Raw genomic sequence first — 23,130 nt, 5'->3', positions numbered from 1 at the left:
CGGTCAAATCCAATCATCCGACATGCCGGGCGGCAGCCTCGATGAGGTTGGCGATCTCATGCGGATGAGAAATCAGCGACAAATGGCTTGCCTTCACTTCTATGGTCTTTGCGTTCATGCGCTTGGCCATGAAGCGCTCGAGATCCGGGTTGATCGTGCGATCCTCGGTCGAGACGGCGTACCAGCTTGGCTTCGAGCGCCAAGCCGCTTGCGTCGTCTTCCCGGAGAATAGCTTGTCCGAGATCGGTGCCTGCACGGCATAAAGGATGCGCGCCTTCTCGCTAGGAAGATCGCCGGCGAAATCGCGCAGGAAAGCCTCTTCTCCGAGCTTGCCATAGCCTCCGGACCAGACAAGGCCGGCGGAGGCGGGCGGCGCCGCAAAAGTCTTGGCGAGCGCCGTGTAGTCTTCGCCGGCATCCGGTGCACGCGCCGCGACATAGACCAGCGACGTAACCTTCGAATCCACGCCTGCTTCGGTGATGATCATGCCGGCAAAGGAGTGCGCGACAAGGATCGTCGGTCCATCCTGGAGCGCGATCGCGCGGCGCGTTGCCTCGACGCCCGCCTCCAGGGTGGTCAGCGGGTGTTGGACGGCGGTTGCGTTGAAGCCGGCCTTCTGAAGAACTCCGATCACCTCCGACCAGCACGAGCCATCTGCATAGGCGCCGTGGACCAGGATGACATTGCGAACCTTGGAGCCCGTTTGCGCTCGCGCCTTGTCGGCGCCGGCCAACAGCGTCGTTGCCATTCCAGCGGCGAGTGCGGCGGAGAAAGTACGTCTGTTCAACATGATGGTGGGCTCCTTGCGAGGGTCGCAAACTTGGCAATTCCAGAAAAGCGTGCAGCGGCTTTCCGTCCGGAATTGTGTACAAAACAACTGGCTCTCGCGCCGCGAGAGAACAACCTTGGCGCGCCCTCGTCTGCCGACGCGCCGAGGCTGCAAAGACCGGACCTATTGAGCCGGAGCCATGGCGTCCGCCGGCTTCATGGCATCCGTGGCCGGCTTCATCGCGTCGGTGGTAGCCGGCTTCATCGCCTCGGTGCTCATCGCGTCGGGCTTCATGGCGTCAGCCGGCTTCATCGCGTCCGTCGCCGGCTTCATGGCGTCGGTCGCCATCGCGTTGGCGGGCTTCATCGCGTTGGTCGCGTCGTCGGCGCGGGCGCCGGCGACGAAGACGGCAGCGGAAAGCGCGAGGGCGAGCGCCGGCAGGGTCAGATACTTGGTCATGATAGTCTCCTTGGGTTTTGGCGCGCGGAAGCGGGCCGGGTTATGCGTTGCCGCTGTCATGCGGCCCCGCGCGTAGGGGAAAAAGATCAGTTGGCGGCCGCGGCCAGGATCGGGCCGCCGCCTGGCGCCTGCACCAGCACCGCGGTGTTCAAGCCGCCGGTGGCCGCCGGCAGCGGCAGCGTGGTGGCCTTGCCGTTCCAGCTGCCGAGTTTCGTCAGCGCATGCACGACATTGGCGTGCGGCAGCGTTCGGCCGGTATTCTCGCCACGCGCCACCGGCACCTCGACGACGCCTCTCGTGTAGCGCACCAGCCAGATGTCGGCGCCGCCGCCCGGCGCCTTGCCGGCGCCGATGCTGACCTTGGCCTGCCCAAGCGAAAGCTCCGGACCCTGGGTGTGGCCGCCTTTGGCGATCAGGCTCTGGATCTCGCCCGGCGCCGCGCCCACGCCGTCGCGTCTGCCGTTCACCACCACTTGCGGCGTGAACGGTCCGTCCCGGCCGAGCGACGGCTCGTAGGTCACCTGGCGATCGGTGAATTCCTTGCGGCCGAACGTGTCCTTCCAGCCGAGATAGTCCCAGTAGGTGACGTTGAACGACAGCGCCAGCACGCCCGGCTGGTCCTTGACCTTGATCAGGTTGGCGTTGGCCGGCGGGCAGGACGAGCAGCCCTGGCTGGTGAACAGCTCGACCACGGTCAGCGGCTGTGCCGAAGCGGCGCCGAGCGTGGCGGCAAGCATCGCCCCGGCGAGCAGGCCGGTCCTTGTCTTCAATCCGATCATGGGGAAGCAGTCTCCGTTGCGGCGGGTCATGCTCCCATTTCGCGACGGCGCAGGGCTTCGTTACAGCTTCACCGGTTTGTGATTGGGGTGCCTCAGTGCGGAACGTTGGAGGGACAGCACCCCCCTCTGCCCTGCCGGGCATCTCCCCCGCAAGGGGGGAGATCAGATGTCGCGCAGGCCTTCGCCAATCTCCCAGGTCGAAAGGGAGATGCCGGCGGCGGAACAGCCAATCTCCCCCCTTGCGGGGGAGATGGCCGGCAGGCCAGAGGGGGCTGTGAAGGATCGCGACGCTTGGATCCATCTCAGATGCGCGCCGATCCACCTTCCCGCATGGGGGAGAAGGAGAAGGAAAAACCCCCACCGCTTGCCCCTCAACCCGGCCCCTGCTAAAGCGCGCCGCATGACGACGCCCCTCGACCACATCCGCAATTTCTCCATCGTCGCCCATATCGACCATGGCAAATCCACGCTTGCCGACCGGCTGATCCAGCTCACCGGCACGCTGGAGGAGCGCGACATGAAGGAGCAGGTGCTGGACTCGATGGATATCGAGCGCGAGCGCGGCATCACCATCAAGGCCCAGACGGTGAGGCTGAACTACCGCGCCAGGAACGGCGAGGACTATGTCCTGAACCTCATCGACACCCCCGGCCATGTCGACTTCGCCTATGAAGTGTCGCGTTCGCTCGCCGCCTGCGAGGGCTCGCTGCTGGTGGTCGACGCCAGCCAAGGCGTCGAGGCGCAGACGCTGGCCAACGTCTACCAGGCCATCGACAACAACCACGAGATCGTCGTGGTGCTGAACAAGGTCGACCTGCCGGCGGCCGAGCCCGAGCGCATCCGCGAGCAGGTCGAGGAGGTGATCGGCCTCGACGCTTCCAACGCGGTGCTGATCTCGGCCAAGACCGGCCTTGGCGTGCCCGACGTGCTGGAGGCGATCGTCCACCAGCTGCCACCGCCGCGCGAGGGCGACATCGCAGCGCCACTGAAGGCCATGCTGGTCGACAGCTGGTACGACGCCTATCTCGGCGTCATCGTGCTGGTGCGCATCATCGACGGCGTGATGAAGAAGGGCCAGACCATCCGCATGATGGGCACCGGCGCGAAATACCTCGTCGAGCGCACCGGCGTCTTCAAGCCGGCCCGCGTCAATGTCGACGAGCTCGGCCCCGGCGAGTTCGGATTCTTCACCGGCTCGATCAAGGAAGTGGCCGACACCCGCGTCGGCGACACCATCACCGAGGACCGCCGCCCGACGCAAAAAGCCCTGCCCGGCTTCAAGCCGGCGCAGCCGGTGGTGTTTTGCGGCCTGTTCCCGGTCGACGCCGCCGATTTCGAGGACCTGCGCGCCGCCGTCGGCAAATTGCGCCTCAACGACGCGAGCTTCTCATACGAGATGGAAACCAGCGCCGCGCTCGGCTTCGGCTATCGCTGTGGTTTCCTTGGCTTGCTGCATCTGGAGATCATCCAGGAGCGGCTGGAGCGCGAGTTCAACCTCGATCTCATCGCCACGGCGCCCAGCGTCGTCTACCGCCTGAACCTCAATGACGGCTCGGTCAAGGAACTGCACAACCCGGCCGACATGCCCGACGTGGTCAAGATCGCCTCGATCGAGGAGCCATGGATCCGCGCCACCATCCTCACCCCCGACGACTATCTCGGTGGCATCCTAAAACTCTGCCAGGACAGGCGCGGCATCCAGGCCGATCTCTCCTATGTGGGAAAACGCGCCATGCTGACCTACGACCTGCCGCTCAACGAGGTGGTCTTCGACTTCTACGACCGGCTGAAGTCGATCTCCAAGGGCTACGCCTCCTTCGACTATCACCTGACCGACTATCGCGAGGGCGACCTAGTCAAGATGTCGATCCTGGTCAACGAGGAGCCGGTCGACGCGCTATCCATGCTGGTGCACCGAACGGCGGCGGAAAAGCGCGGCCGCGCCATGTGCGAGAAGCTGAAGGAGCTGATCCCGCACCACCTGTTCAAGATCCCGATCCAGGCCGCGATCGGCGGCAAGGTCATCGCCCGCGAAACCATCTCGGCGCTGCGCAAGGACGTCACCGCCAAATGCTACGGCGGCGACGTGACCCGCAAGCGCAAGCTGCTCGACAAGCAGAAAGAGGGCAAGAAGCGGATGAGGCAGTTTGGCAAGGTGGATATTCCCCAGGAGGCGTTTATCCAGGCGCTTAAGATGGGCGATTGAGGCGTCGCGTGCATTTAGGCCAATGCAAAAATCTTGAAAGTTCCTGGGATATTTTTGATATCGCTCATCTCGTCGACCTCGGTGAATTTGAACTTGTCTCTTGCTCTGGCCTCCGCGGGTTGAGAGAGCAATATTTGTCCTGACTTTGCTCGTCCTTGTATACGCGCCGAGAAATTGACCTGCGGTCCGAGTGCCGTAAACTGATCTCGGAAACTGGTACCAACAATTCCAACCAAGGCATCGCCGGTGTGAATGCCACAACCTAGTCCTATATCAATTTTGTCCGGGACGTAGAGTTTCCACTCTTCATTCCACTTGGCTAAGATCTTATCAAATCTATCGCGAAGCTCGATCGCGGTCTTCACCGCCTCATTCACGCCGCACTTGTTGTCGGCCTTTGGCTGGTCCATGAACCCGAAGAGCGCCATGATTCCGTCGCCCATAAACTTATCAAGTACGCCGTCATTTTCAAAAATCACCTGCGCGCCAATCTCGAAATACTCCCGCAAGAAGCCAGATATCAATGTCGGGTGAGCCTTCAATGAGTCGCAGAGTCTAGAAAAGCCTCGAATGTCCCAGAAGACTATTGTGACGGTTCTGGATGCCATCTCCAGAACTTTCGGATCCGCATCTATTGCGGCAAAAACTCTTGGATCAAAGTACTTCTGAAGAAAGTTTACTTTCTGTGACCACTTTCTATATTGTATAGCTGCGCGAGCTTTAATGTTTATCTCGCGCACTGCCGCCTTTCCGCGAATGTTTTTCTCCACAACATCGAAGGCGCCGTATTCAAAAGCCGCATACCTATCTAGGCTCTTTTCCTTGGCGGTGAATAATATCGACATTATAAGAGGATCAATTTTTCTGGCAAGCTGAAGTACGTTCATGCCACTCTCTTCAGAGTCCATAACCAAATCGGTGAGTACCAGGTCAACCGGCTTTCCATTCTTATTGCACTCGGACAGGTATTCGACACACTCTTTCTCGTTATGCGTAGTGTGAATCACCCAGTCTGGATTTTCGTCGCCAAGGGCAAGCTTAAGAAGCTCCAGGTTTTCATTTTCGTCGTCCACAATCACAATGCTAGCCATCGGAACCCCTCCCTTGCCCTGAGCTACCAAAAATCGCCCATTTAACCCTGCTTGGCGGGCACCAACGGCAAATAGAGTTCGAAATCGGCTCCCGCGCCTGGTTTGCCCGTTTCGATCACTCCGCCGCCATGCCCCTCAATAATTCGCCGAACAAGCGCCAATCCGAGACCTGTCCCATGCTCATAATCGGTAAAAAAAGCCTCGAAGATCTTGGATTTGTTCGCCGTGGGGATACCCTGTCCATTGTCTCGAAAATTCACCCTCACGTAGTGGCTCTTTGTATCGAGAAAGTCAGGTCGTTCTTTGGCATTCAGGATATGCGCCACAATTTCGATTTTCTTCTCGCGCCTTTTCATCCATCTCAGCGCGTTCGTCACTAATTCGTCAAAGCATTCAGCGAGTCGTTCTGGATCGCCGAGAACCTCAACTTTGTCATCGCATACGATTTGATATTTAACGTTGTGATCGGACAGCGTTTTTACGCAATCTTGGAGTATGGGCCTCAAGCGACAAGGCACGATCTCTATCTTCTGGGCTCGAGCCAGAGACTTAAACTGGTCTACGAAAGACTTAGCCTTTTCGACTGATCTGCCTATCTTGTCGACCACACCTAAGGCGTCATCGGTCTTGCCTTCCGATATTCGCTTTCGTAGAGGCGCTAAACCGGTCTCTATGGCAAATATAGGATTGCCTATTTTATGCGCTGCGGAGAATGAAATCTCCTTCCAAACAGAGTCCCGCTCGGCGCGAAGTCGCAAATCTCGCTCAGATTTCAAGTCCATATTGAGCCGGCGCTGTTGAGCCAGGAGAACACTATTTTCGTTATATAAGTCTTGAAAGCTCTTCCGTGTTTCAGACCTCAATCGAGATTCGTCAGAGAAATATTTGTACGCGATCTGTGGAAAGCGTTGAACAATCGAAGTAAGATAACTCCGATCCCAAATGCGGACTCGTATGCTTGCTCTTGCATCGCGCTTTCGCGGGCCTCTGAGCTCAAATCTCTCTTGAAGTAACAAGAGCTCTCTATCGTCGCGAAGGCGGTCGGTCGATATTAGAAGGACGGTTATCAAAGAATTCTGATAGGCAGAAAGATTGCGCTCAGGTGAGTCAGAGTACCGGAATATCTGATGCATAAAGTAGTCAGGATCAGAGATCGCGATCTCCAGAAATGCCTCGATTGGCCTATGCCGACCAAAAGACACAAGCCACAGCTCATTAAATTCGAAACCATCAGGATCTTTACGTGGCAGCTGGGCAATTAGATCTATCTCGTGGGGCAACTTGCTCCAATTGATACGCCTGTATCCCATCTGCGCAAGAAGTTCTTGGCATAAATTTTCAGTGTCTCGATCTGAGAGTTTATCCCAATCCATATAGAAGGGGATAGGGAATAGGCTTGGGTTAGTAGAGTTAATATGGGTAGGTGAGCGTCGAAAGTTAGTTGCGGCACGCTGCAAACTTTTGACAAAACGATCAAGATCGAAACGATCGTATCGTATTATCGGTATGCTGGAAAACAGGGAGGAATTCGTTCGAATCGCGTCTTGGGAATCGGCGATGCCAATAATGCCTTTACCCATTGATTGGGCTTGTCCTAGTTCGAAGAAGATTGTGGAGTCATCCTCCGATAGGTCTGCTACGACTAAATCCGCTTGAGAGATGGAGAGGGCGTTGGCCGCCGCCTCGGTCATATTGACATGCTGGCTTGGGGTATCGATCAGCGGTGCATTAATTTCGTAACCCGCTTTCCGTAAAGCAAAAGTTGCAGCATCTCTAACCTCTATTGAGCGCCGGCTTTGCGGAATCGCCAAGTAGCATCTAAGCTTCGCTCGATGTGATTGATCGCCCAAGTTATGTCCCAAGCCGACTGAGTTGTTCTGCGCAATGTATCAACGCGGCAAAGGAATGAATAGCGGGTTCTGCGGTTCCTTGTCGACCTCGTAGCGTCATCAGGCTATCGGCGTCGGCGAGCGAGGGGCGCTTCTGGGCGCCGCCAGATGGGCAAAGCAGTTGAGTCGCCGGGCACTGGACTCCTCTTTAAGCGCGACCCACCCCGTTGTATCCTCTCCCGGCTTGGGGAGACATCACATGCGCTCCACTCTCGATCTCGTCGCCGCGATCGGCCTCGCCATCGGCGGCGCTTTTGGCTTGGCGGGCACTTTCGTTGCGAGCGACGCGCTGCGCGAGACGGTCTGGACCATCGACGGCGTCGGCATCGTCGTCGCCACCGCACTACTCACGATGAAATACCAGCGGCTGGGCAATGACCTCGTCGCGGCCGGCTTTCTCACCTTCCTTGCCGGCGAAAGCCTGCTTCTGGCCGGCAATGCGGCGGGGCTGCAGGCCTCCGTGCCGTCCTATGCCGGCGGCATTGCGCTGTGGGCGACCGGGCTGGTGATGGTCAGCGCGCAAGCCACATTCGCGCTGTGGATGCGGCTCACGGCGTCCGTCGCCGCCGTGCTGTTCGCCGTCTCGGTCCTCATGGTCCTGTGGGGCGCGCCGCTTGTGCCCACCTCCGCGCCGCTGCCAGCGATTGGCTATCCGTTCCTGGTGCTCACCTTCATCGGCTGGATCTGGACTTTGCTGAAACCGGAGCGTTGAGTGCGAAGGCGATGGCCGCGCCGCTCGAAATCCGCAACAGCCTGTCGGGAAAAATCCTGCCCGCCATTGGGCCGTTCCTGCTTGGCGGCATTTTCGGTTTCGGCGCGCTGCAGGGCGTGGCCTCGGGCGCGAACAGCGGGCATGTGCTGTGGATCGCGCTGCTCGGCGCCGCCTGCCTGGGGCTCGGCGTATTCATCGCGCGCGGCGCCTTCGACACTTCGGTCAAGGTGGTGCTGAACAGCCAGGGTTTCCGCGATGCCCGCGCGGGCGACGTGCTGGTGCCGTGGAGCAAGGTGCGGAGCGTGCGGCTTGCCGCCGGCGGCAAGGGCGCGGCGATGCTCAATTTCGAGCTCACCGAGGAGCCGCCCGACGCAATCCGATATTCCTCCGCCAACGCCTTCGGCCTGATGCCCTTCGGCCGGAACATCGTGCATATGGAGATCTCCTCGCTCGACGTGCGCGGGGAGGAGATGGTGGATGCCGTGAAGAGATTCGCGCCGCATGTGGTGGTGAGGAGGTAGCGATCGCCTGCGTTTTAGAAGGAGCGGGGCGCCGAAGCTGCTGATCTCCCCCCTCGTGGGGGAGATGGCCGGCAGGCCAGAGGGGGGCGCTGTCCCGCCGGCATCTCAAAGGGTAAGCTTTCGCGGCCAGGTTCTCTTTGATTGACACAAACGCCGCGTTCCTTCGCGCCCCCCTCTGCCCTGCCGGGCTTTCGTTGCTCGGAAAGCCAAGCAATTGGCTTCCCATCCGCTACGCGGACCGCTCCTCAACCCCCACAAGGGGGGAGATTACGCACTTCACCCGTGCTCTACTCGCTCGGGGGACCTCGCCATGATTCGCGCTCTGCTCGCCGCCTTACTTCTCACCTCGCCGGCCTTCGCCGCCGACATGTCGGTGTTCGTGCGCAACCAGCGTTCGGACGGCGTCGCGGTGGAACTGTTCGGCCGCGACAGCGGCAAAGTCTGGCCGGGCGACGACAAGGTTTTCCTCATCCGGCCGAAGGCGCGGAAATCCGTGCCGATCTCCTGCGAGCCGGGCGAGCACATCTGCTGGGGCGCCTGGGTGAACGGCGACGATTCCGTCACCGCCGGCGTCGGCCCCGACAACGACCAGCCCTGCGACACCTGCTGCTTCATCTGCACCGAGCATTCGACCGAGACGGTGGACCTGGCCGAGTAGCGGGGCGTTGAGCTGCCAATCTCCCCCCAAGAGGGGGAGATGCCCGGCAGGGCAGAGGGGGGCGCGAAGGATCGCGACGCTGCAAGAACAAGGTTCCTCGCCCCGCGGAGTGGGGAGAGGTGGCTCGGCGAAGCCGAGACGGAGAGGGGGAGCGCCCTACGAAGGCGCCCTCTTCGTCCGCTTCGCGGCCACCTCGCCCCCGCTTTCGGCGGGAGCGAGGAACCCAAGCATAGACACGTCGGCGGGACAGCGCCCCCCTCTGGCCTGCCGGCCATCTACCCCTCTTGGGGGGAGATCAGCCAATCGCCACAGCCTCAACAATCCCCCCCAATTCCGTCAGCCATTTTCGCTGCCGCCCCTTGGCATACGCGCCGGCCATGTCATCATCCAACCATCGGCCGTGGGGGCCGATTCGTCATCGAGGGTTTTCATGTCTTTGCTATCTGCGCGCCGCTTTGCCGCCGCGTTTTCGCTTGCCGTCCTGTTTTCGCCTGCCGCTCATGCCGGCGACGTCACCTTCCAGATCAAGAACAGCCATCCCAATGCCATGCGGCTCGAGCTCTACAGCCAGGACCGCGACTATGTCTGGCCTGGCAACGGCAAGGATTTCTACCTCGACGACGGCGAGACCAAAGAGCTGCCGATCTCCTGCAACGAGGGCGAATCCATCTGCTACGGCGCCTGGGTCGACGGCGACGAGGCGACCTATTGGGGCGTCGGCCCCGGCAACAAGGAAAAATGCGAAGACTGCTGCTACACCTGCAGCGGCGGCGAGACCGAGGAGATCGATCTGGAGGAGTAGGGTGGCGCCTTCTTCTCCTTCTCCCACAGGGGCCGACAGGGGAGAAGGAGCAGGCTGTGCATCCGGCCAGCTTGACGCCCCTCTCGCCCCCGCCCTAGCCTCGTCTCCACCCACCAACAGGAGGCCCCACCCAAATGGCAGGCACGGTCGAAGGCGAGAAGATCGACGTTTCTTTCAGCGGCAAGCGCTGCATCCATTCGCGCAATTGCGTGCTCGGCAACCCGCATGTCTTCGTGCCCAACGCGCCGGGCGAATGGATCCATCCGGAAGCGGCCAGCGTCGAGCAGGTCGTGGCGCTGGCGCAGAACTGCCCGTCGGGCGCCATCACCTACACCAGAAAGGATGGCGGACCGCAGGAGAAGCCGCCGGTGGTCAACACGGTGCGGTTGAGGGAAAACGGCCCGCTGGCGGTGCATGCCGAGATCGTGCTGGGTGACGAAACCGTCTTTCGCGCCACGCTCTGCCGTTGCGGCCTCTCCCAGAACAAGCCGTTCTGCGACAACAGCCACATCAAGGCCGGCTTCACCGCCACCGGCGAGCCGCCGCTGAAGGAAGCGCAGGTGCTGGAAGCGCGGGACGGTCCGCTGACCGTGACGCCCACGGTCAACGGACCGCTCAAGGTCGAAGGCAATGCCGAGATCGTCACCGGCACGGGACATACGATCGCCCGAACCACCAAGGTGTTTCTCTGCCGCTGCGGGCATTCGGCCAACAAGCCGTTCTGCGACGGGTCGCATAAGCGGGTGGGGTTTGTGGGGTAGGCGTCGAAGCTGCCAATCTCCCCCCTCGTGGGGGAGATGTCCGGCAGGACAGAGGGGGGCGCCGTAGAGCGCGAACCTTAACAATCACCGAGCGATGCAAATGCCCCATACGCCGCTGTCACCAAAACACCGTGCCAACGCCAGATCAATGCGCAAGGTGATGACAGGAGCCGAATTGAAGCTTTGGAACGAGCTTCGCGCCCATCGGTTGATGGGCCTAGGCTTCCGGCGCCAGTTCCCGATCGCCGGATATATCGTAGACTTCGCTTGCCCGCAGAAGAAGCTCGTCGTCGAGGTCGACGGGTCTCAGCACGGAGAAGCCGATGCCGTCGCAGGCGATGAGGCACGGACTGCGAGGCTGGAGAAAGATGGCTGGACCGTTCTGCGGTTCTGGAACGAAGATGTCATTCGCGACATCGATAATGTTTGCCAGCATATCGTGATCGTGACCGGGCTTGGAAGTCCATCCGAATAGCGCGGTCAGGTCAGCGGGACAGCGCGCCCCTCTGGCCTGCCGGCCATCTCCCCCACAAGGGGGGAGATTAGCTCTTCCCCCCTGGCCCATCCCTCCCACCTTTATCCGCCAGCCCGTATCGGCTAAGGGCTTCGCCACAAAGCCACGCCCCGGACCATTTCCATGACCGCCAAGCCTCACCCCCTCTTCCTCGGCATCGACACGGGCGGCACCTACACCGACGCCGTGCTGTGGTCGGAGGGAGGCGGACCCAAGGGAAAAGTCCTGGCCAAGGCCAAGTCGCTGACCACGCGGCACGACCTCGCCGTCGGCATTTCCGGCGCGGTGGATGCGGTGCTTCAGGAATCCGCCACCGATCCGGCCGCCATCAAGCTGGTCTCGATGTCGACCACTCTGGCCACCAACGCGCTGGTCGAGGGCCAGGGCGGGCGCGTGGCGCTGGTCATGATCGGCTTTTCCGAGGCCGACCTTGCGCGCGACGGGTTGAAGACGGCGCTCGGCACCGACCCGGTGGTGTTCTGCCCCGGCGGCCATGACGTGCATGGCAATGCGGCGAAACTCGACCTGTCCGGCCTTGAGGCGGCGCTCCCCGAGCTTGGCGGCTCGGTGTCGGGCTTTGCCGTCTGCGCCTATTTTGCCACCCGCAACCCGGCGCATGAGCTCGCGGCCCGCGACCTGATACGCGACAAGACCGGCCTGCCGGTCACCGCCAGCCACGAGTTGTCGGCCAAGCTCGGCGGCCCGCGCCGGGCGCTGACCACCTTGCTCAACGCCCGACTGATCTCGATGATCGACCGGCTGGTCGCTGCGACCGAAGGTTTTCTTGGCCATCGCGGCATCGCAGCACCCCTGATGGTGGTGCGCGGCGACGGCGCGCTGGTCTCGGCGGCCTTTGCCCGCCAGCGGCCGATCGAGACGATCCTGTCCGGCCCGGCCGCCAGCCTTGTCGGCGCTCGCCACATGACGGGGCTGGACGACGCCATGGTCTCGGATATCGGCGGCACCACGACCGACGTCGCCGTGCTCGACGGCGGCCGTCCGCGGCTCGATCCGGAAGGCGCCACCGTCGGTGGCTTCCGCACCATGGTCGAGGCGGTCGCGATGCGCACCTTCGGCCTCGGCGGTGATTCCGAAGTCACGCTGGAAGACGGCGCGCTCGACCCGAAAATCCTGCTTGGCCCGCGCCGCCTGGTGCCGCTGGCGCTTTCCGGCATGGTGCATGGCGAGGCGGTGACGTCGGAGCTGGAGCGCCAGCTGCGCGCGCCGAACCCCGGCCGCATGGACGGGCGCTTCGCCATGCGCACCGGCGTGCCGGACCGGCTCGCCGCCGGCCTCACCGCGCCGGAAGCGAAGCTGTACGAGACGATCGGTTCCGTGCCGCTCGCGCTCGACAGGCTTTTGTCGTCGAATGCCCAGAACGCCACGCTGAACCGGCTGGTCGCACGGGGGCTCGTGCATATCTCGGGCTTCACGCCGTCCGATGCCGCCCATGTCGTGGGAAAACAGGCCAATTGGGACGCCGCCGCCGCCCGCCTCGGTGCCGAGCTCTTCGCCCGCCGCCGCGACGGCCGCGGCCAGACCATCGCCGCGACGCCGGAAGCCATCGCCGAGCGCGTGCTGGTGACGCTGACCCGCTGGTCGGCCGAATACATCCTTGAAACCGCCTTCGCCGAGGACGGGCTGGACGGCGCCGCCACCGTCGCGCACGCGCTGGTGCAGCGCGCGGTCGATGCCCATCCCGGCATCGCCCGCTTCACCGTCGCGCTCGACCGCCCGGTCATCGGCCTCGGCGCGTCGGCGCCTCTGCACTATGCCGGCTTGGCCGTGCTCGTCGGCAATGGCTGCATCGTGCCGGAAGACACCGACGTCGCCAACGCGCTCGGCGCCGTGGTCGGCCAGGTGCGCGTCTCGGCCGAAGCCCGCGTCAGCCAGCCCAAGGAAGGCCTATTCCGCCTCGCCTCGGGCCAGACGGTGCGCGACTTCACGGAGGAGGAGAAGGCGATCGCGGCGGCTGAGGCCGATGTGCGGGCATTGGCGGCCGAGCGCGCGAAGGACGCCGGCACCGACAGCGCCGAGATCGAACTCGCTACCGAGTTCAAGGTCTCGACCATCGAAGGCCAGCGGATGTTCATCGAGGCGCATGTGGTGGCCGTGGCGTCGGGACGGCCGCGGATTGCGGTGTAGGGAGAGCGTAATCTACCCCCTTGTGGGGGAGATGGCCGGCAGGCCAGAGGGGGGCGCTGTCCCGCCAGCGTCTCCGTTCTTCCGCCTCTCCGACAGCCAGTCTGGGTGACATTTGCACGGTATAGAAAGTGACAAGATTGGCGTTCCTTCGCGCCCCCCTCTGCCCTGCCGGGCATCTCCCCCACGAGGGGGGAGATTAGCAGCTTCGCCGCCCCGCCAAATCCTCCCTACATCCTAAGCCGAATTGACCCCGCAACCCCAAACATGCCAAAGGCCCCCGCTAACAAGGCCAAAGCCTACTATCTGGAGACGTGCAGATGACCGACCGCATCGAGATCGCCGGGTTGCGGATTGCCCGGGAGCTCCATGACTTCGTGGCCGAGGAGGCGGCAGTCGGCACCGGCATCGACCCGGAGAAATTCTGGACCGGCTTTTCAAAGATCGTCCACGACCTCGCGCCGAAGAACCGGGCGCTGCTGGCAAAACGCGACGCCATGCAGGAAAAGCTCGACGGCTGGTATCGCGCCAATGGCGCGCCGATCGACATGGAGGCCTACAAAGGCTTCCTGAAGGAGATCGGCTATCTGGTGCCGGAAGGCCCGGCCTTCAGCGTCTCGACCGTCAATGTCGATCCCGAGATCGCCGTCGTCGCCGGACCGCAGCTGGTCGTGCCGGTGATGAACGCGCGCTATGCGCTCAACGCCGCCAATGCCCGCTGGGGCTCGCTCTATGACGCGCTCTACGGCACCGACGCAATTCCCGAGACCGGCGGCGCCGAGAAGGGCAAGGGTTTCAACCCGGCGCGCGGCGCCAAGGTGATTGCCTGGGCCAGGGATTTCCTCGACCAGTCGGTGCCGCTGACCACAGGCAAATGGGCGGGCGTCAACGGGCTCTCGGTCGTCAATGGCGCGCTGAAGCTCGGCGAGGGCGCCGGCGCCACGACGCTCGCCGACCCGAAACAGTTCGCCGGCTATCGCGGCGATGCCGAGAATCCCGAAGCCGTGCTTCTGGTGAAGAACGGCCTGCATATCGAGATTGCAATCGACCGCGCCAACCAGATCGGCAGGACCGATCCCGCGGGCATCGCCGACGTCATCCTGGAATCGGCCTTGACCACCATCCAGGACTGCGAGGATTCCGTCGCCGCCGTGGATGCGCAGGACAAGGTCGTCGTCTACCGCAACTGGCTCGGCCTGATGAAGGGCGACCTTGCCGAAGAGATCAGCAAGGGCGGCAAGACGTTTACCCGCAAGCTCAACCCCGACCGCCGCTACACGGCGCCGAATGGCGGCCAGCTCTTGCTGCCGGGGCGCTCGCTGATGCTGGTGCGCAATGTCGGCCACCTGATGACCAATCCGGCGATCGCGGACCACGAGGGCCACGAAGTGCCGGAAGGCATCGTGGACGCCGCGATCACCGCGCTGATCGCCTTGCACGATGTCGGCGACAACGGCCGTCGCGCCAATTCCCGCGCCGGCTCGATGTATATGGTGAAGCCGAAAATGCACGGGCCCGACGAGGTCGCCTTCGCCGTCGAGATCTTCGACCGGGTCGAGGCGCTGCTCGGCATGGCCAGGAACACCATCAAGATGGGCATTATGGACGAGGAGCGGCGCACCACGATCAACCTCAAGGAAGCGATCCGCGCCGCGAAGGAGCGCGTCGTGTTCATCAACACCGGCTTCCTCGACCGCACCGGCGACGAGATCCACACCTCGATGGAAGCCGGCCCGATGATCCGCAAGGGCGACATGAAGCAGGCCGCCTGGATTTCCGCCTATGAGGCGTGGAATGTCGACACGGGCCTGGAATGCGGCCTCGCCGGCCACGCCCAGATCGGCAAGGGCATGTGGGCGATGCCGGATCTGATGGCGGCGATGCTGGTCGAGAAGATCGCGCATCCCAAGGCCGGCGCCAACACCGCCTGGGTGCCGTCGCCGACGGCCGCGACCCTGCATGCCACGCACTATCACAAGGTCGACGTGCACGCCGTGCAGGCGGCGCTGAAGAGCCGGCCGAAGGCCAGGCTCGACGACATCCTGTCGGTGCCGGTCGCGGTGCGGCCGAACTGGACGCCGGACGAGATACAGCGCGAGCTCGACAACAACGCGCAAGGCATTCTGGGCTATGTCGTGCGCTGGATCGACCAGGGTGTCGGCTGTTCGAAAGTGCCGGACATCAACGATGTCGGCCTGATGGAGGACCGCGCCACGCTGCGCATCTCCTCGCAGCACATCGCCAACTGGCTGCGCCACAAGGTCTGCTCGGAAATCCAGGTCCGCGATTCGCTGCAGCGCATGGCGGCGATCGTCGACCGCCAGAATGTCGGTGACCCGCTCTACCGGCCGATGGCGCCGGATTTCGACAATTCCATCGCCTTCCAGGCCGCCTGCGACCTGGTGTTCAAAGGGGCGAGCCAGCCCAACGGCTACACCGAGCCGGTGCTGCATAAGCGGCGGCTGGAGCTGAAGGCGCGCGACAGGCAGGATTCTGCTTGACTCTGCTGGCTTACCGCCGGCTGGTCGGCGGCTGCGGCCCTCACCCGCCTTTGATCGTGCGCGACAGGAAGACGTCCGTGTGCCTGACATGCGCGGGCGTGTCGCGAAACGGCGCGCAGGGCCTGAAGCCGAACGTCTCGTACACGGCAATCGCGCTTTCCATATAGAAAGTGGTGTGGATCAGCACCATGCGGGCCGGGCTCTTGTCGATCTCCGCCAGGACCGCGCCCATCAGCGCGCGACCTATGCCTTGTCCCCGGAAGGATGCATCGACGAAGAACTTGTGAAGTTCCGCCGTGCCATCGCCGAACGGACCGAAAGCGAGGCAGCCCGCCGGCACGTTGCCCGATCGCGCAATGAAGGCCATGGCATCCGGCACACCGAATTGCATTGCCAGTTTATGGCCGCTGGTGCCGGGCTGGAAGAGCGTCCTTATATCCTCCTCCGAGACACCATGGGGCGCGGACGCGTCGACATCCCACTGCGCTAGCCTGCCGCAGAGCATGGCCATGGTCTCGAAGTCTTCGGCGCTGCGCGCCGGCAGAACTGAAATCATCCTTCGCCCCCGCGCGGATCCGTTCCACCATACCACGCAGGTTTCCGGGATGCGAACGCATCGTCGAGATCTCAACGAGGCGGCAACCTCGCAAGTCGCTTGACGAATGTTTGGCTACCTACTAGTAGGTAGGTATCGACTTTCGAAGAAAGGTATCCGTCATGTCTGCACATATGAGCGGCCAGAACCGCGCCCCGTCCTCAAACGGCTGGCTCAAAAGCTACTACTATCTGCGGTTTGCCGTGTCGGCGGCCTGGGTCTTGGCGGTGGTCACCGTCGCGAAGGCAGTTCCGACGCTCGCCGCGGTCATGCTGGTTGCCTATCCCCTATGGGACGCGCTCGCGAACTATGTCGACGCGCAGCGCAGCGGCGGCTTGAGCCGCAACAGGTCGCAGTTGCTCAATTTCGCCGTCAGCATCCTCACCGCGATCGCGGTTGCTATCGTGCTTGGCCGCGGCATGAACGCGGTGCTCGCGGTCTACGGCGTCTGGGCCGTTGTCTCAGGCGCATTTCAACTCCTGACGGCGGTTCGTCGCTGGGAGACCAGCGGCGCGCAGTGGGCGATGATCCTGAGCGGCGCCCAGTCGGCGCTGGCCGGCCTCTTCTTCGTCAAGATGGCGGGCGGCGCGGAGGCCATCGGCATCGCCAATGTCGCGCCCTACGCCGCCTTCGGCGCCTTCTACTTCCTGGTGTCCGCCGTGTGGCTTTCCGTCAGCGATATGCTTCGCAAGTCGCGGCAGGTCGCGAGTTGAGCTTTCTTCCGTCGAACGTTAGGCATGTCTATGGATAAGCCCTCGAACACAGCCGATGACATCCTGGCCGCCGCGCGGAGCTTCATCGTCGCCGGCGGCTATAACGGGTTCAGCTACGCCGATATCGCCGAGGTCGTCGGTATCCGCAAAGCCAGCATCCATCATCATTTCCCCAGCAAGGTCGACCTCGTGCAGACCCTGGTCAGGCGCTACCTCGAGGATGCCGTGACGGGCATGACGGAGCTTGAGCGCAATGTGCCTGCGCCGCCGGAATTGCTGCGAACCTATGCCGGCTTCTGGGCGCAGTGCATCGAGGACGCGAGCAGGCCGATCTGCGTCTGCGCCTTGCTCGCCAGCGAGCTTCCCGCCCTTCCGCCGGAGGTTGCCGTGGAGGTCCGGGCGTATTTTCAGTTTCTCTCGGGGTGGCTGACCGGCGTCATCGAGCGCGGTGCCGCGCAGGGAGCATTGACGATCTCCGCCGCCCCGCGCGCGGAAGCGGAGGCCTTCATGGCGACCGTGCACGGGGCGATGATTTCCGCGCGGGCCTACGGCGATGTCCTGACCTTCGGCATGATCCTGGCACCGACGCTGCAGAAGCTGATCCCGGCGACCGATTGAGGAGGAGATCGGCCGGCATCCGCGCCCCTTTCCGGCGATAAGTTCACGCATGAAGCCGAGCGTCCCGTTGGCGTCCTTACCGGCATCAATTGCCGCTTCAGCACTTTGTCCGCCGATCAGAAAGTGTTCCGCCTTGGACGTTCGGCAATCCCCATTTCCCGCATTGAGTGACTGTTTTGCTACAGGTTTATTAGACAATTAAGATTAAGCTCTTTGCAGTGGCGGCGATAACGAGCGACGCTTGGGAGACAATCGATGCGTTCTATCCTTGGGACTTTCCTGGTTCTGGGCGTGGCCATGACTGGGGCCAATGCCGCTGACATCGTCCAACCCGTGGCCTCCATGGAAGTTCCCTATTCCTGGACCGGCCTTTATGTTGGTGCGAATGCGGGTGGGGCCTTCGGAAAGGTCGATGGCGATTTCATCGGCATTCCTGGGTCGGCAGACATCGGCAATTTCACCGGCGGCGCTTTGGTTGGCGCCAATTATCAGTACGGTCAGTGGGTTCTCGGTATCGAAGGCGATATCAACTACCTGGGTTTCAAGAAAGAATTCTCGCCGGGGGTTGGCGGCGGCGGCCTTGGCGCAGAAGCGAGCGTCGATGCCTTCGGAACGATCCGGGGCCGCGTCGGCTACGCCTTTGATCGCTGGCTTCCTTATGTCACGGCCGGCGTTGCGATGGGTGATGTGAAGATCGATGAGCACGTCTTCGGTGTAGCCAGGACCAAATTCCAGACAGGATATGCAGTCGGCGGCGGTGTTGAATACGCTTTCAGCAACAATTGGACCGCCCGTGCGGAATATCTCTATGTCGACCTCGGCAAGAAAGACTTCGGGTTTGACCCGATCGATCCGTATAACGTGAAGACGAACTTCAGTGTCGTTCGCGCTGCCTTAGCCTACAAATTCTGATTCCGGGCATCGCAATTTGCTCATGATGATGCCGGCGCGGCTGCACGCCAAATCGCGCCGCCGTCAGGAATTGCCTTGAACAAAAAATGACAGAGCTCTCCCCCGTTCCGGCGGCATCAGGTCGCTTCATCAAGCCGCCTGCGCCATCCGCTCCGCGCTCATCCGGTAGGAAATCGCTTCGGCCAGATGGATGCGGCCGACGGTTTCGCTGGCGTCGAGATCGGCCAGCGTGCGGGCGACCTTCAGCACGCGATGATAGGCGCGCGCCGAAAAGCCGAGCTTTTCGCTGGCGTCCTTGAGCAGCGTCAGGCCGGCGGTATCGGGCTTGGCGATCTCCTCGATGATCGAAGGCGGGCAATGCGCGTTGGTGGTGGCGCCGGCGCCGAGCTTCTCCAGCCGTTCGCGCTGCATGGCGCGGGCGCGTGCCACGCGCTGCGCCACCGCGGCACTTGTCTCGGCCTTGTCCGGCCGGATCAGGTCGCTCGCCGAGACCGCCGGCACCTCGATCCGAAGGTCGATGCGATCGAGCAGCGGGCCGGAAATGCGCGCCTGGTATTCGGTGCGGCAGCGGTCGCCGCGCAAGCAGCGATAGCCGGGCTCGCCCGACATGCCGCAACGACATGGGTTCATCGCCGCCACCAGCTGGATGCGGGCCGGATAGGTGACGCGGTGGTTGGCCCGCGCGATCATGCAGTCGCCTGTCTCCAGCGGCTGGCGCAGCGCATCGAGCGCTTGCGGCGTGAATTCCGGCAACTCGTCGAGGAACAGAACGCCGTGATGGGCGAGCGAGACCTCGCCCGGCCGCGCGCGCAGCCCGCCGCCCACCATCGCCGCCATCGAGGCGGAGTGATGCGGGGCTCGGAACGGCCGCCGGTCCGTCAGCTTGCCTTCGCCGAGCTCGCCGGCAACGGACGCGATCATCGACACTTCGAGCAGTTCCTTCGGCGCCAGCGGCGGCAGGATCGAAGGCAGGCGCTGCGCCAGCATCGACTTGCCCGAGCCAGGCGGTCCGACCATCAAGAGGTTGTGTCCGCCGGCGGCAGCCACCTCGAGCGCCCGCTTGGCACTCTCCTGGCCCTTGATGTCGGCGAGGTCCGGCAGGTCGCGCGCGGCGAGCTTTATGCCGGCCTCGGGCCGCGACAGCACCTGCGTGCCACGAAAATGGTTGGCGACAGCGATCAGGCTGCGCGGCGCCAGTATGTCGAAATCCTTGCCGGCCCAGGCCGCCTCCGGGCCGCAGGCGAAGGGGCAGATCAGGCCCTTGCCTTCGGCGTTGGCGCCGATCGCCGCCGGCAGCGCGCCCGCCACGCCGGCAATCGTGCCGTCGAGCGACAATTCGCCAAGCACCACATAGCCGGCAAGCATGTCGCCCGGGATGGCGCCGAGCGCCGCCATCAGGCCAAGCGCGATCGGCAGGTCGTAATGGCTGCCTTCCTTGGGAAGATCGGCCGGCGCGAGGTTCACCGTCACCTTCTTCGAAGGCATCGACAGGCCCGATGCGTGCAGCGCCGCTTGTACGCGCTCGCGGCTTTCGGCCACCGCCTTGTCCGGCAGGCCGACGATCTGCATGCCGACCTTGCCCGGCCCGACCATCACCTGGACATCGACCGGCACGGCCTCGATGCCCTGGAAAGCCACCGTGCGAACCCGCGCCACCATGTTTCCCGCCCCCGGATTCAGGCTCCTGCACGGCGCTGCGATCAGCCCGCCCAAGACCTCACGCCAGACAACCACAGATTTGTCGCTGAGGCAAGAACATTACAAGAACATCGATTCGGCCGCGGCAACGGTGCGTGGCCGAACCGGTATATTGTCGCCTCCCCAGCCTACCGGTCCAGCCACACCTTCTCGAAATGCTGCTCGAGATTGGGATGCGCCGGATTGTCCTTCACCGCCGCCACCGAATGGGTGAACAGCGAGCGCCAGTAAGGCTGGATGAGGATGCCGGAATCCTGGAGGATCTGTTCGACATCCTTCATGATCTCCTTGCGCCTTTCGACGTCCGGCACGGCAAGCGCCTCGTCGAGCTTCTCGTCGAACGCGGGATTCGCGTAGCCGGATTCGTTCCACGCCTCGCCGCTGCGATAGGCGAGCGCGAGGTTCTGGACGCCCAGCGGCCGCATGCCCCACGACGTCATCGAGAAGGGATATTTGGTCCAGTTGTTCCAGAAGGTCGAGCCCGGCAGCACGGTGCGCTTCACCTTGAAGCCAGCCTCGCGCAGCTGCGCGGCGATGGCGTCTCCGGTGCTGCGGTGCCAGTCCTCGTCGCCGGTGATCAGCTCGTGCTCGAAATCGAGCTGCCCGGCCTCCGCCATCAGCTTTTTGGCGCCTTCGAGGTCGCGCGCCTTCTTCGGCAGCGCGTAATATTCCGGATGCAGCGGGCTGACATGGTGGTTCTCGGCGACCGTGCCCTTGCCGCCATAGCCGAGCGTCAGCACGGCCTGATTGTCGGTCGCCATTTGCAGGGCGCGGCGCACGCGTATGTCGTCATAGGGCTTGTTGGTCACATTGGTGCGGGCAAGGATCGTCGCCGCCGTCACCACTTCCGACTTCACCAGCCCCAGGCCGTCCATGATCGCGACATAGTCGGCGGTGGTCTCGAAATTGGTGTCGATCTCGCCGGCTTCGAAGGCGCTCACCCAGGCGGCCGGATCGGTGCCGTAGTCGATGAACTCGATGCCGTTGAGATAGGCCTCGCCGCCCCACCACTTGCCGTTCTGGCGCCGCTTGACGACGGCCTTGGTGCCGACGTCGTAGGAGACCAGCTCGAACGCGCCGGTGCCGACCGGATGCGCGATGAGGTTGGCGCCGGCCTTCTCATAGCCGCGATGCACGATCAGCGCCGAATACTCCGTCATCGACGGGATGATCGAGATGTCGGACGAGGACAGTTTCAGCACCACCGTGTGGTCGTCGGTGCTGATGATGGCGCCGTCGCGCGCCTTGCCGGTCTTGGCGTCGATCAGCGCGGTCATGCGGCCGGCCATGGAATTGCCTTCGGCCGCCTTGTCGCACCAGCGCTCGAGGTTGAAGACCACGTCCTCGGCGGTGAAGTCGTCGCCATTGTTCCAGGTCACGCCGCGCCGCAGATTGAGCGTGTATTCGGTGGCGTCGTCATTGACCTTCCAGCTTTCGAGCAGCGAAGGCTTGAACGTGTAGTCGGTGTCGTAGCGCACCAGCGTGTCGAGGAACTGGCGCGCGATATTGGCCATTTCCGGCCAGTCATAGGCGCGCGGGTCCTTCTGCTCCTTGACGAAGGTGGAAACGCGCAGCACGCCGCCCTTCTTCGGCTCGGCGGCTCGCGCCGGCGTCGGCGCGGCGAGCCCGATCAGGCCATAGGCGGCCACCGCCGATGCGCCGAAAATGCTTGCCATCGCCAGGAACTCGCGCCGGTGAAGGCATCCGCCCCGGACCTCCGCCGCCAGGCCCTCGACCAGCGCATGATGGCGGTCGAATTCGCAATGCTCGCTATCCTGCCCCATTTATCTCCCAGCTCCGAAAAGATCGACGAACCAGTCCCAGAAGCCGTCGACGTCGATATCGACGGCCACCCGCGCGTTTGGCGGCCTCTTTGATACATTGTTGAAATCGGCGATGGTCATGCCGCGGGTGACCTCGCCGCCGGTTTCCAGATGCACGTAATAGCTTTCGAACCTGAACAGCGACGGTTTTACGATCGCGGCGAGCGCAATCACGTCATGCAGGTTCGGGTCGTCGGCGCCGAATTCGTCCTTGCGCCGCATCATGAAGTCCAGCACGCGCGCCACCACATCCGCTTGCGGACCTGATGCAGCCCTTATCCGGTCGAACACATGGCGCGGCAGCTCCGGCTTCAGCGTGACGTCGAGGCCGACCATCGTCAGCGCGCAGCCGGATTCGAAGACGATGCGTGCGGCTTCGGGATCGCAATAGAGATTGAACTCCGAGGCCAGGGTCATGTTGCCGCCGCGGATGGCGCCGCCCATGATGGTGATGCGTTTGATCAGCGACGGCAGCTCAGGGTGTTCGATCAGCGCGGTGGCGATGTTGGTCAGCGGCCCGACGGCGAGGATCTCGAGCCTGCCCGGGTGCTGCTTCGCCGCCTCGTGGATCAATTCCGTTACGCCGCCCCCGGTAAAGCCGCGCCGCGCGGCGGGCAGCACCACGTCGCCCAGTCCGGTCGTGCCGTGGCTGACGGCGGTGCACAATGGCCTGGCGAGCGGGCGAGAAGCGCCGACATGCACGGGCGCGTCGCAGCCGAGAAAATCGATCAGATCCAGCGTGTTCCTGGCCGTCTTCTCGATCTCGACATTGCCGCAGACGGCGCCGATCCCGACCAGCTCGATCCTGTCCGCGCAGAGCGTCGCCGCCGCGATGCAGACGGCATCGTCGGTGCCGGTGTCGACATCCATCACCAGCGGGATTCTGGAAGGCATGGTCACGTCGCGGTCTCTTGCGTTGCCGGGCTTGCACTGTGGGACAGCGGAACGGGCATTGGAAAGTCTCATA

General features: G+C 63.1%; 21 protein-coding genes. 12 read left to right on the top strand and 9 right to left on the bottom strand.

Annotated elements, in window-relative coordinates:
- Nucleotides 1-13: 13 nt before the first annotated feature.
- The 3 genes from FJ417_RS08490 to FJ417_RS08480 form a co-directional block, all read right to left on the bottom strand.
- On the bottom strand, nucleotides 14-793 hold the full coding sequence (locus FJ417_RS08490) for an alpha/beta hydrolase (protein WP_140645991.1): 780 nt from the start codon (nucleotides 791-793) through the stop codon (nucleotides 14-16).
- Nucleotides 794-952: 159 nt separating this feature from the next.
- Entirely contained in the window at nucleotides 953-1,228 is a 276-nt protein-coding gene (locus FJ417_RS08485; protein WP_140783158.1) for a hypothetical protein, read from the bottom strand.
- 86 nt (nucleotides 1,229-1,314) lie between these two features.
- On the bottom strand, nucleotides 1,315-2,007 hold the full coding sequence (locus FJ417_RS08480; protein WP_140783125.1) for a DUF1223 domain-containing protein: 693 nt from the start codon (nucleotides 2,005-2,007) through the stop codon (nucleotides 1,315-1,317).
- 400 nt (nucleotides 2,008-2,407) lie between these two features.
- Between FJ417_RS08480 and lepA the strand changes: the two genes are divergently transcribed.
- On the top strand, nucleotides 2,408-4,213 hold the full coding sequence (gene lepA / locus FJ417_RS08470; RefSeq protein ID WP_140783124.1) for a translation elongation factor 4: 1,806 nt from the start codon (nucleotides 2,408-2,410) through the stop codon (nucleotides 4,211-4,213).
- Between the two features lie 14 nt (nucleotides 4,214-4,227).
- Here lepA and FJ417_RS08465 read toward each other — a convergent pair whose 3' ends face one another.
- Both FJ417_RS08465 and FJ417_RS08460 read right to left on the bottom strand, forming a co-directional pair.
- The gene (locus FJ417_RS08465) at nucleotides 4,228-5,304 is read right to left on the bottom strand and encodes an adenylate/guanylate cyclase domain-containing response regulator (RefSeq protein ID WP_140783123.1); all 1,077 of its coding nucleotides are present in this window, start codon (nucleotides 5,302-5,304) and stop codon (nucleotides 4,228-4,230) included.
- A 41-nt stretch (nucleotides 5,305-5,345) separates the two neighbouring features.
- Nucleotides 5,346-7,115, bottom strand: coding sequence for an ATP-binding protein (locus FJ417_RS08460; RefSeq protein ID WP_140783122.1), 1,770 nt, complete (start codon nucleotides 7,113-7,115; stop codon nucleotides 5,346-5,348).
- A 277-nt stretch (nucleotides 7,116-7,392) separates the two neighbouring features.
- On the opposite strand from FJ417_RS08460, the gene FJ417_RS33060 reads away from it, so the two are divergent.
- The 8 genes from FJ417_RS33060 to FJ417_RS08420 all read left to right on the top strand — a co-directional run bounded on the left by FJ417_RS33060 (nucleotide 7,393) and on the right by FJ417_RS08420 (nucleotide 15,804).
- Nucleotides 7,393-7,905, top strand: coding sequence for a hypothetical protein (locus tag FJ417_RS33060; protein ID WP_181183182.1), 513 nt, complete (start codon nucleotides 7,393-7,395; stop codon nucleotides 7,903-7,905).
- Nucleotides 7,902-8,426, top strand: coding sequence for a hypothetical protein (locus FJ417_RS08450; protein ID WP_210240641.1), 525 nt, complete (start codon nucleotides 7,902-7,904; stop codon nucleotides 8,424-8,426). The genes FJ417_RS33060 and FJ417_RS08450 overlap by 4 nt, the downstream gene beginning before the upstream one ends.
- Before the next feature lie 310 nt (nucleotides 8,427-8,736).
- On the top strand, nucleotides 8,737-9,084 hold the full coding sequence (locus FJ417_RS08445) for a hypothetical protein (protein WP_140783120.1): 348 nt from the start codon (nucleotides 8,737-8,739) through the stop codon (nucleotides 9,082-9,084).
- 430 nt (nucleotides 9,085-9,514) lie between these two features.
- Nucleotides 9,515-9,886, top strand: coding sequence for a hypothetical protein (locus FJ417_RS08440; RefSeq protein ID WP_140660009.1), 372 nt, complete (start codon nucleotides 9,515-9,517; stop codon nucleotides 9,884-9,886).
- 134 nt (nucleotides 9,887-10,020) lie between these two features.
- The gene (locus tag FJ417_RS08435; protein ID WP_140642044.1) at nucleotides 10,021-10,647 is read left to right on the top strand and encodes a CDGSH iron-sulfur domain-containing protein; all 627 of its coding nucleotides are present in this window, start codon (nucleotides 10,021-10,023) and stop codon (nucleotides 10,645-10,647) included.
- A 100-nt stretch (nucleotides 10,648-10,747) separates the two neighbouring features.
- Complete coding sequence (locus tag FJ417_RS08430; protein WP_140642042.1) at nucleotides 10,748-11,122, top strand: endonuclease domain-containing protein; 375 nt, start codon at nucleotides 10,748-10,750, stop codon at nucleotides 11,120-11,122.
- 162 nt (nucleotides 11,123-11,284) lie between these two features.
- On the top strand, nucleotides 11,285-13,306 hold the full coding sequence (locus FJ417_RS08425; RefSeq protein WP_140783119.1) for a hydantoinase/oxoprolinase family protein: 2,022 nt from the start codon (nucleotides 11,285-11,287) through the stop codon (nucleotides 13,304-13,306).
- Between the two features lie 317 nt (nucleotides 13,307-13,623).
- Nucleotides 13,624-15,804, top strand: coding sequence for a malate synthase G (locus FJ417_RS08420; protein ID WP_140783118.1), 2,181 nt, complete (start codon nucleotides 13,624-13,626; stop codon nucleotides 15,802-15,804).
- 40 nt (nucleotides 15,805-15,844) lie between these two features.
- Here the strand turns inward: FJ417_RS08420 and FJ417_RS08415 are convergent, their stop codons facing one another.
- Nucleotides 15,845-16,360, bottom strand: a complete 516-nt coding sequence (locus FJ417_RS08415; protein ID WP_246687416.1) for a GNAT family N-acetyltransferase — start codon at nucleotides 16,358-16,360, stop codon at nucleotides 15,845-15,847.
- Nucleotides 16,361-16,533: 173 nt separating this feature from the next.
- Here FJ417_RS08415 and FJ417_RS08410 point away from each other — a divergent pair, with 173 nt between their 5' ends.
- The 3 genes from FJ417_RS08410 (at nucleotide 16,534) to FJ417_RS08400 (ending at nucleotide 18,642) form a co-directional block, all read left to right on the top strand.
- A complete protein-coding gene (locus tag FJ417_RS08410) occupies nucleotides 16,534-17,112 on the top strand; it encodes a DUF308 domain-containing protein (RefSeq protein ID WP_140783155.1) in 579 nt (192 codons plus the stop codon).
- A gap of 30 nt (nucleotides 17,113-17,142) precedes the next feature.
- Complete coding sequence (locus FJ417_RS08405; RefSeq protein WP_140783154.1) at nucleotides 17,143-17,730, top strand: TetR/AcrR family transcriptional regulator; 588 nt, start codon at nucleotides 17,143-17,145, stop codon at nucleotides 17,728-17,730.
- 255 nt (nucleotides 17,731-17,985) lie between these two features.
- Nucleotides 17,986-18,642 carry an outer membrane protein gene (locus FJ417_RS08400; protein WP_140642032.1) on the top strand — a complete coding sequence of 219 codons (657 nt, stop codon included), beginning with the start codon at nucleotides 17,986-17,988 and terminating at the stop codon, nucleotides 18,640-18,642.
- A 129-nt stretch (nucleotides 18,643-18,771) separates the two neighbouring features.
- Here FJ417_RS08400 and FJ417_RS08395 read toward each other — a convergent pair whose 3' ends face one another.
- The 3 genes from FJ417_RS08395 to FJ417_RS08385 form a co-directional block, all read right to left on the bottom strand.
- On the bottom strand, nucleotides 18,772-20,301 hold the full coding sequence (locus tag FJ417_RS08395; RefSeq protein WP_140783117.1) for a YifB family Mg chelatase-like AAA ATPase: 1,530 nt from the start codon (nucleotides 20,299-20,301) through the stop codon (nucleotides 18,772-18,774).
- Between the two features lie 167 nt (nucleotides 20,302-20,468).
- A complete protein-coding gene (locus FJ417_RS08390; protein WP_140783116.1) occupies nucleotides 20,469-22,124 on the bottom strand; it encodes an ABC transporter substrate-binding protein in 1,656 nt (551 codons plus the stop codon).
- Nucleotides 22,125-23,057: a nucleoside hydrolase gene (locus FJ417_RS08385; protein WP_246687419.1), complete on the bottom strand. Its 933-nt coding sequence runs from the start codon at nucleotides 23,055-23,057 to the stop codon at nucleotides 22,125-22,127.
- Nucleotides 23,058-23,130 lie beyond the last annotated feature (73 nt).

The organism is Mesorhizobium sp. B3-1-7 (assembly GCF_006439385.1).
Classification (GTDB): domain Bacteria; phylum Pseudomonadota; class Alphaproteobacteria; order Rhizobiales; family Rhizobiaceae; genus Mesorhizobium.
Note: the sequence above shows the minus strand (reverse complement) of the source record. Positions and strands in the feature narration are given on the sequence as shown.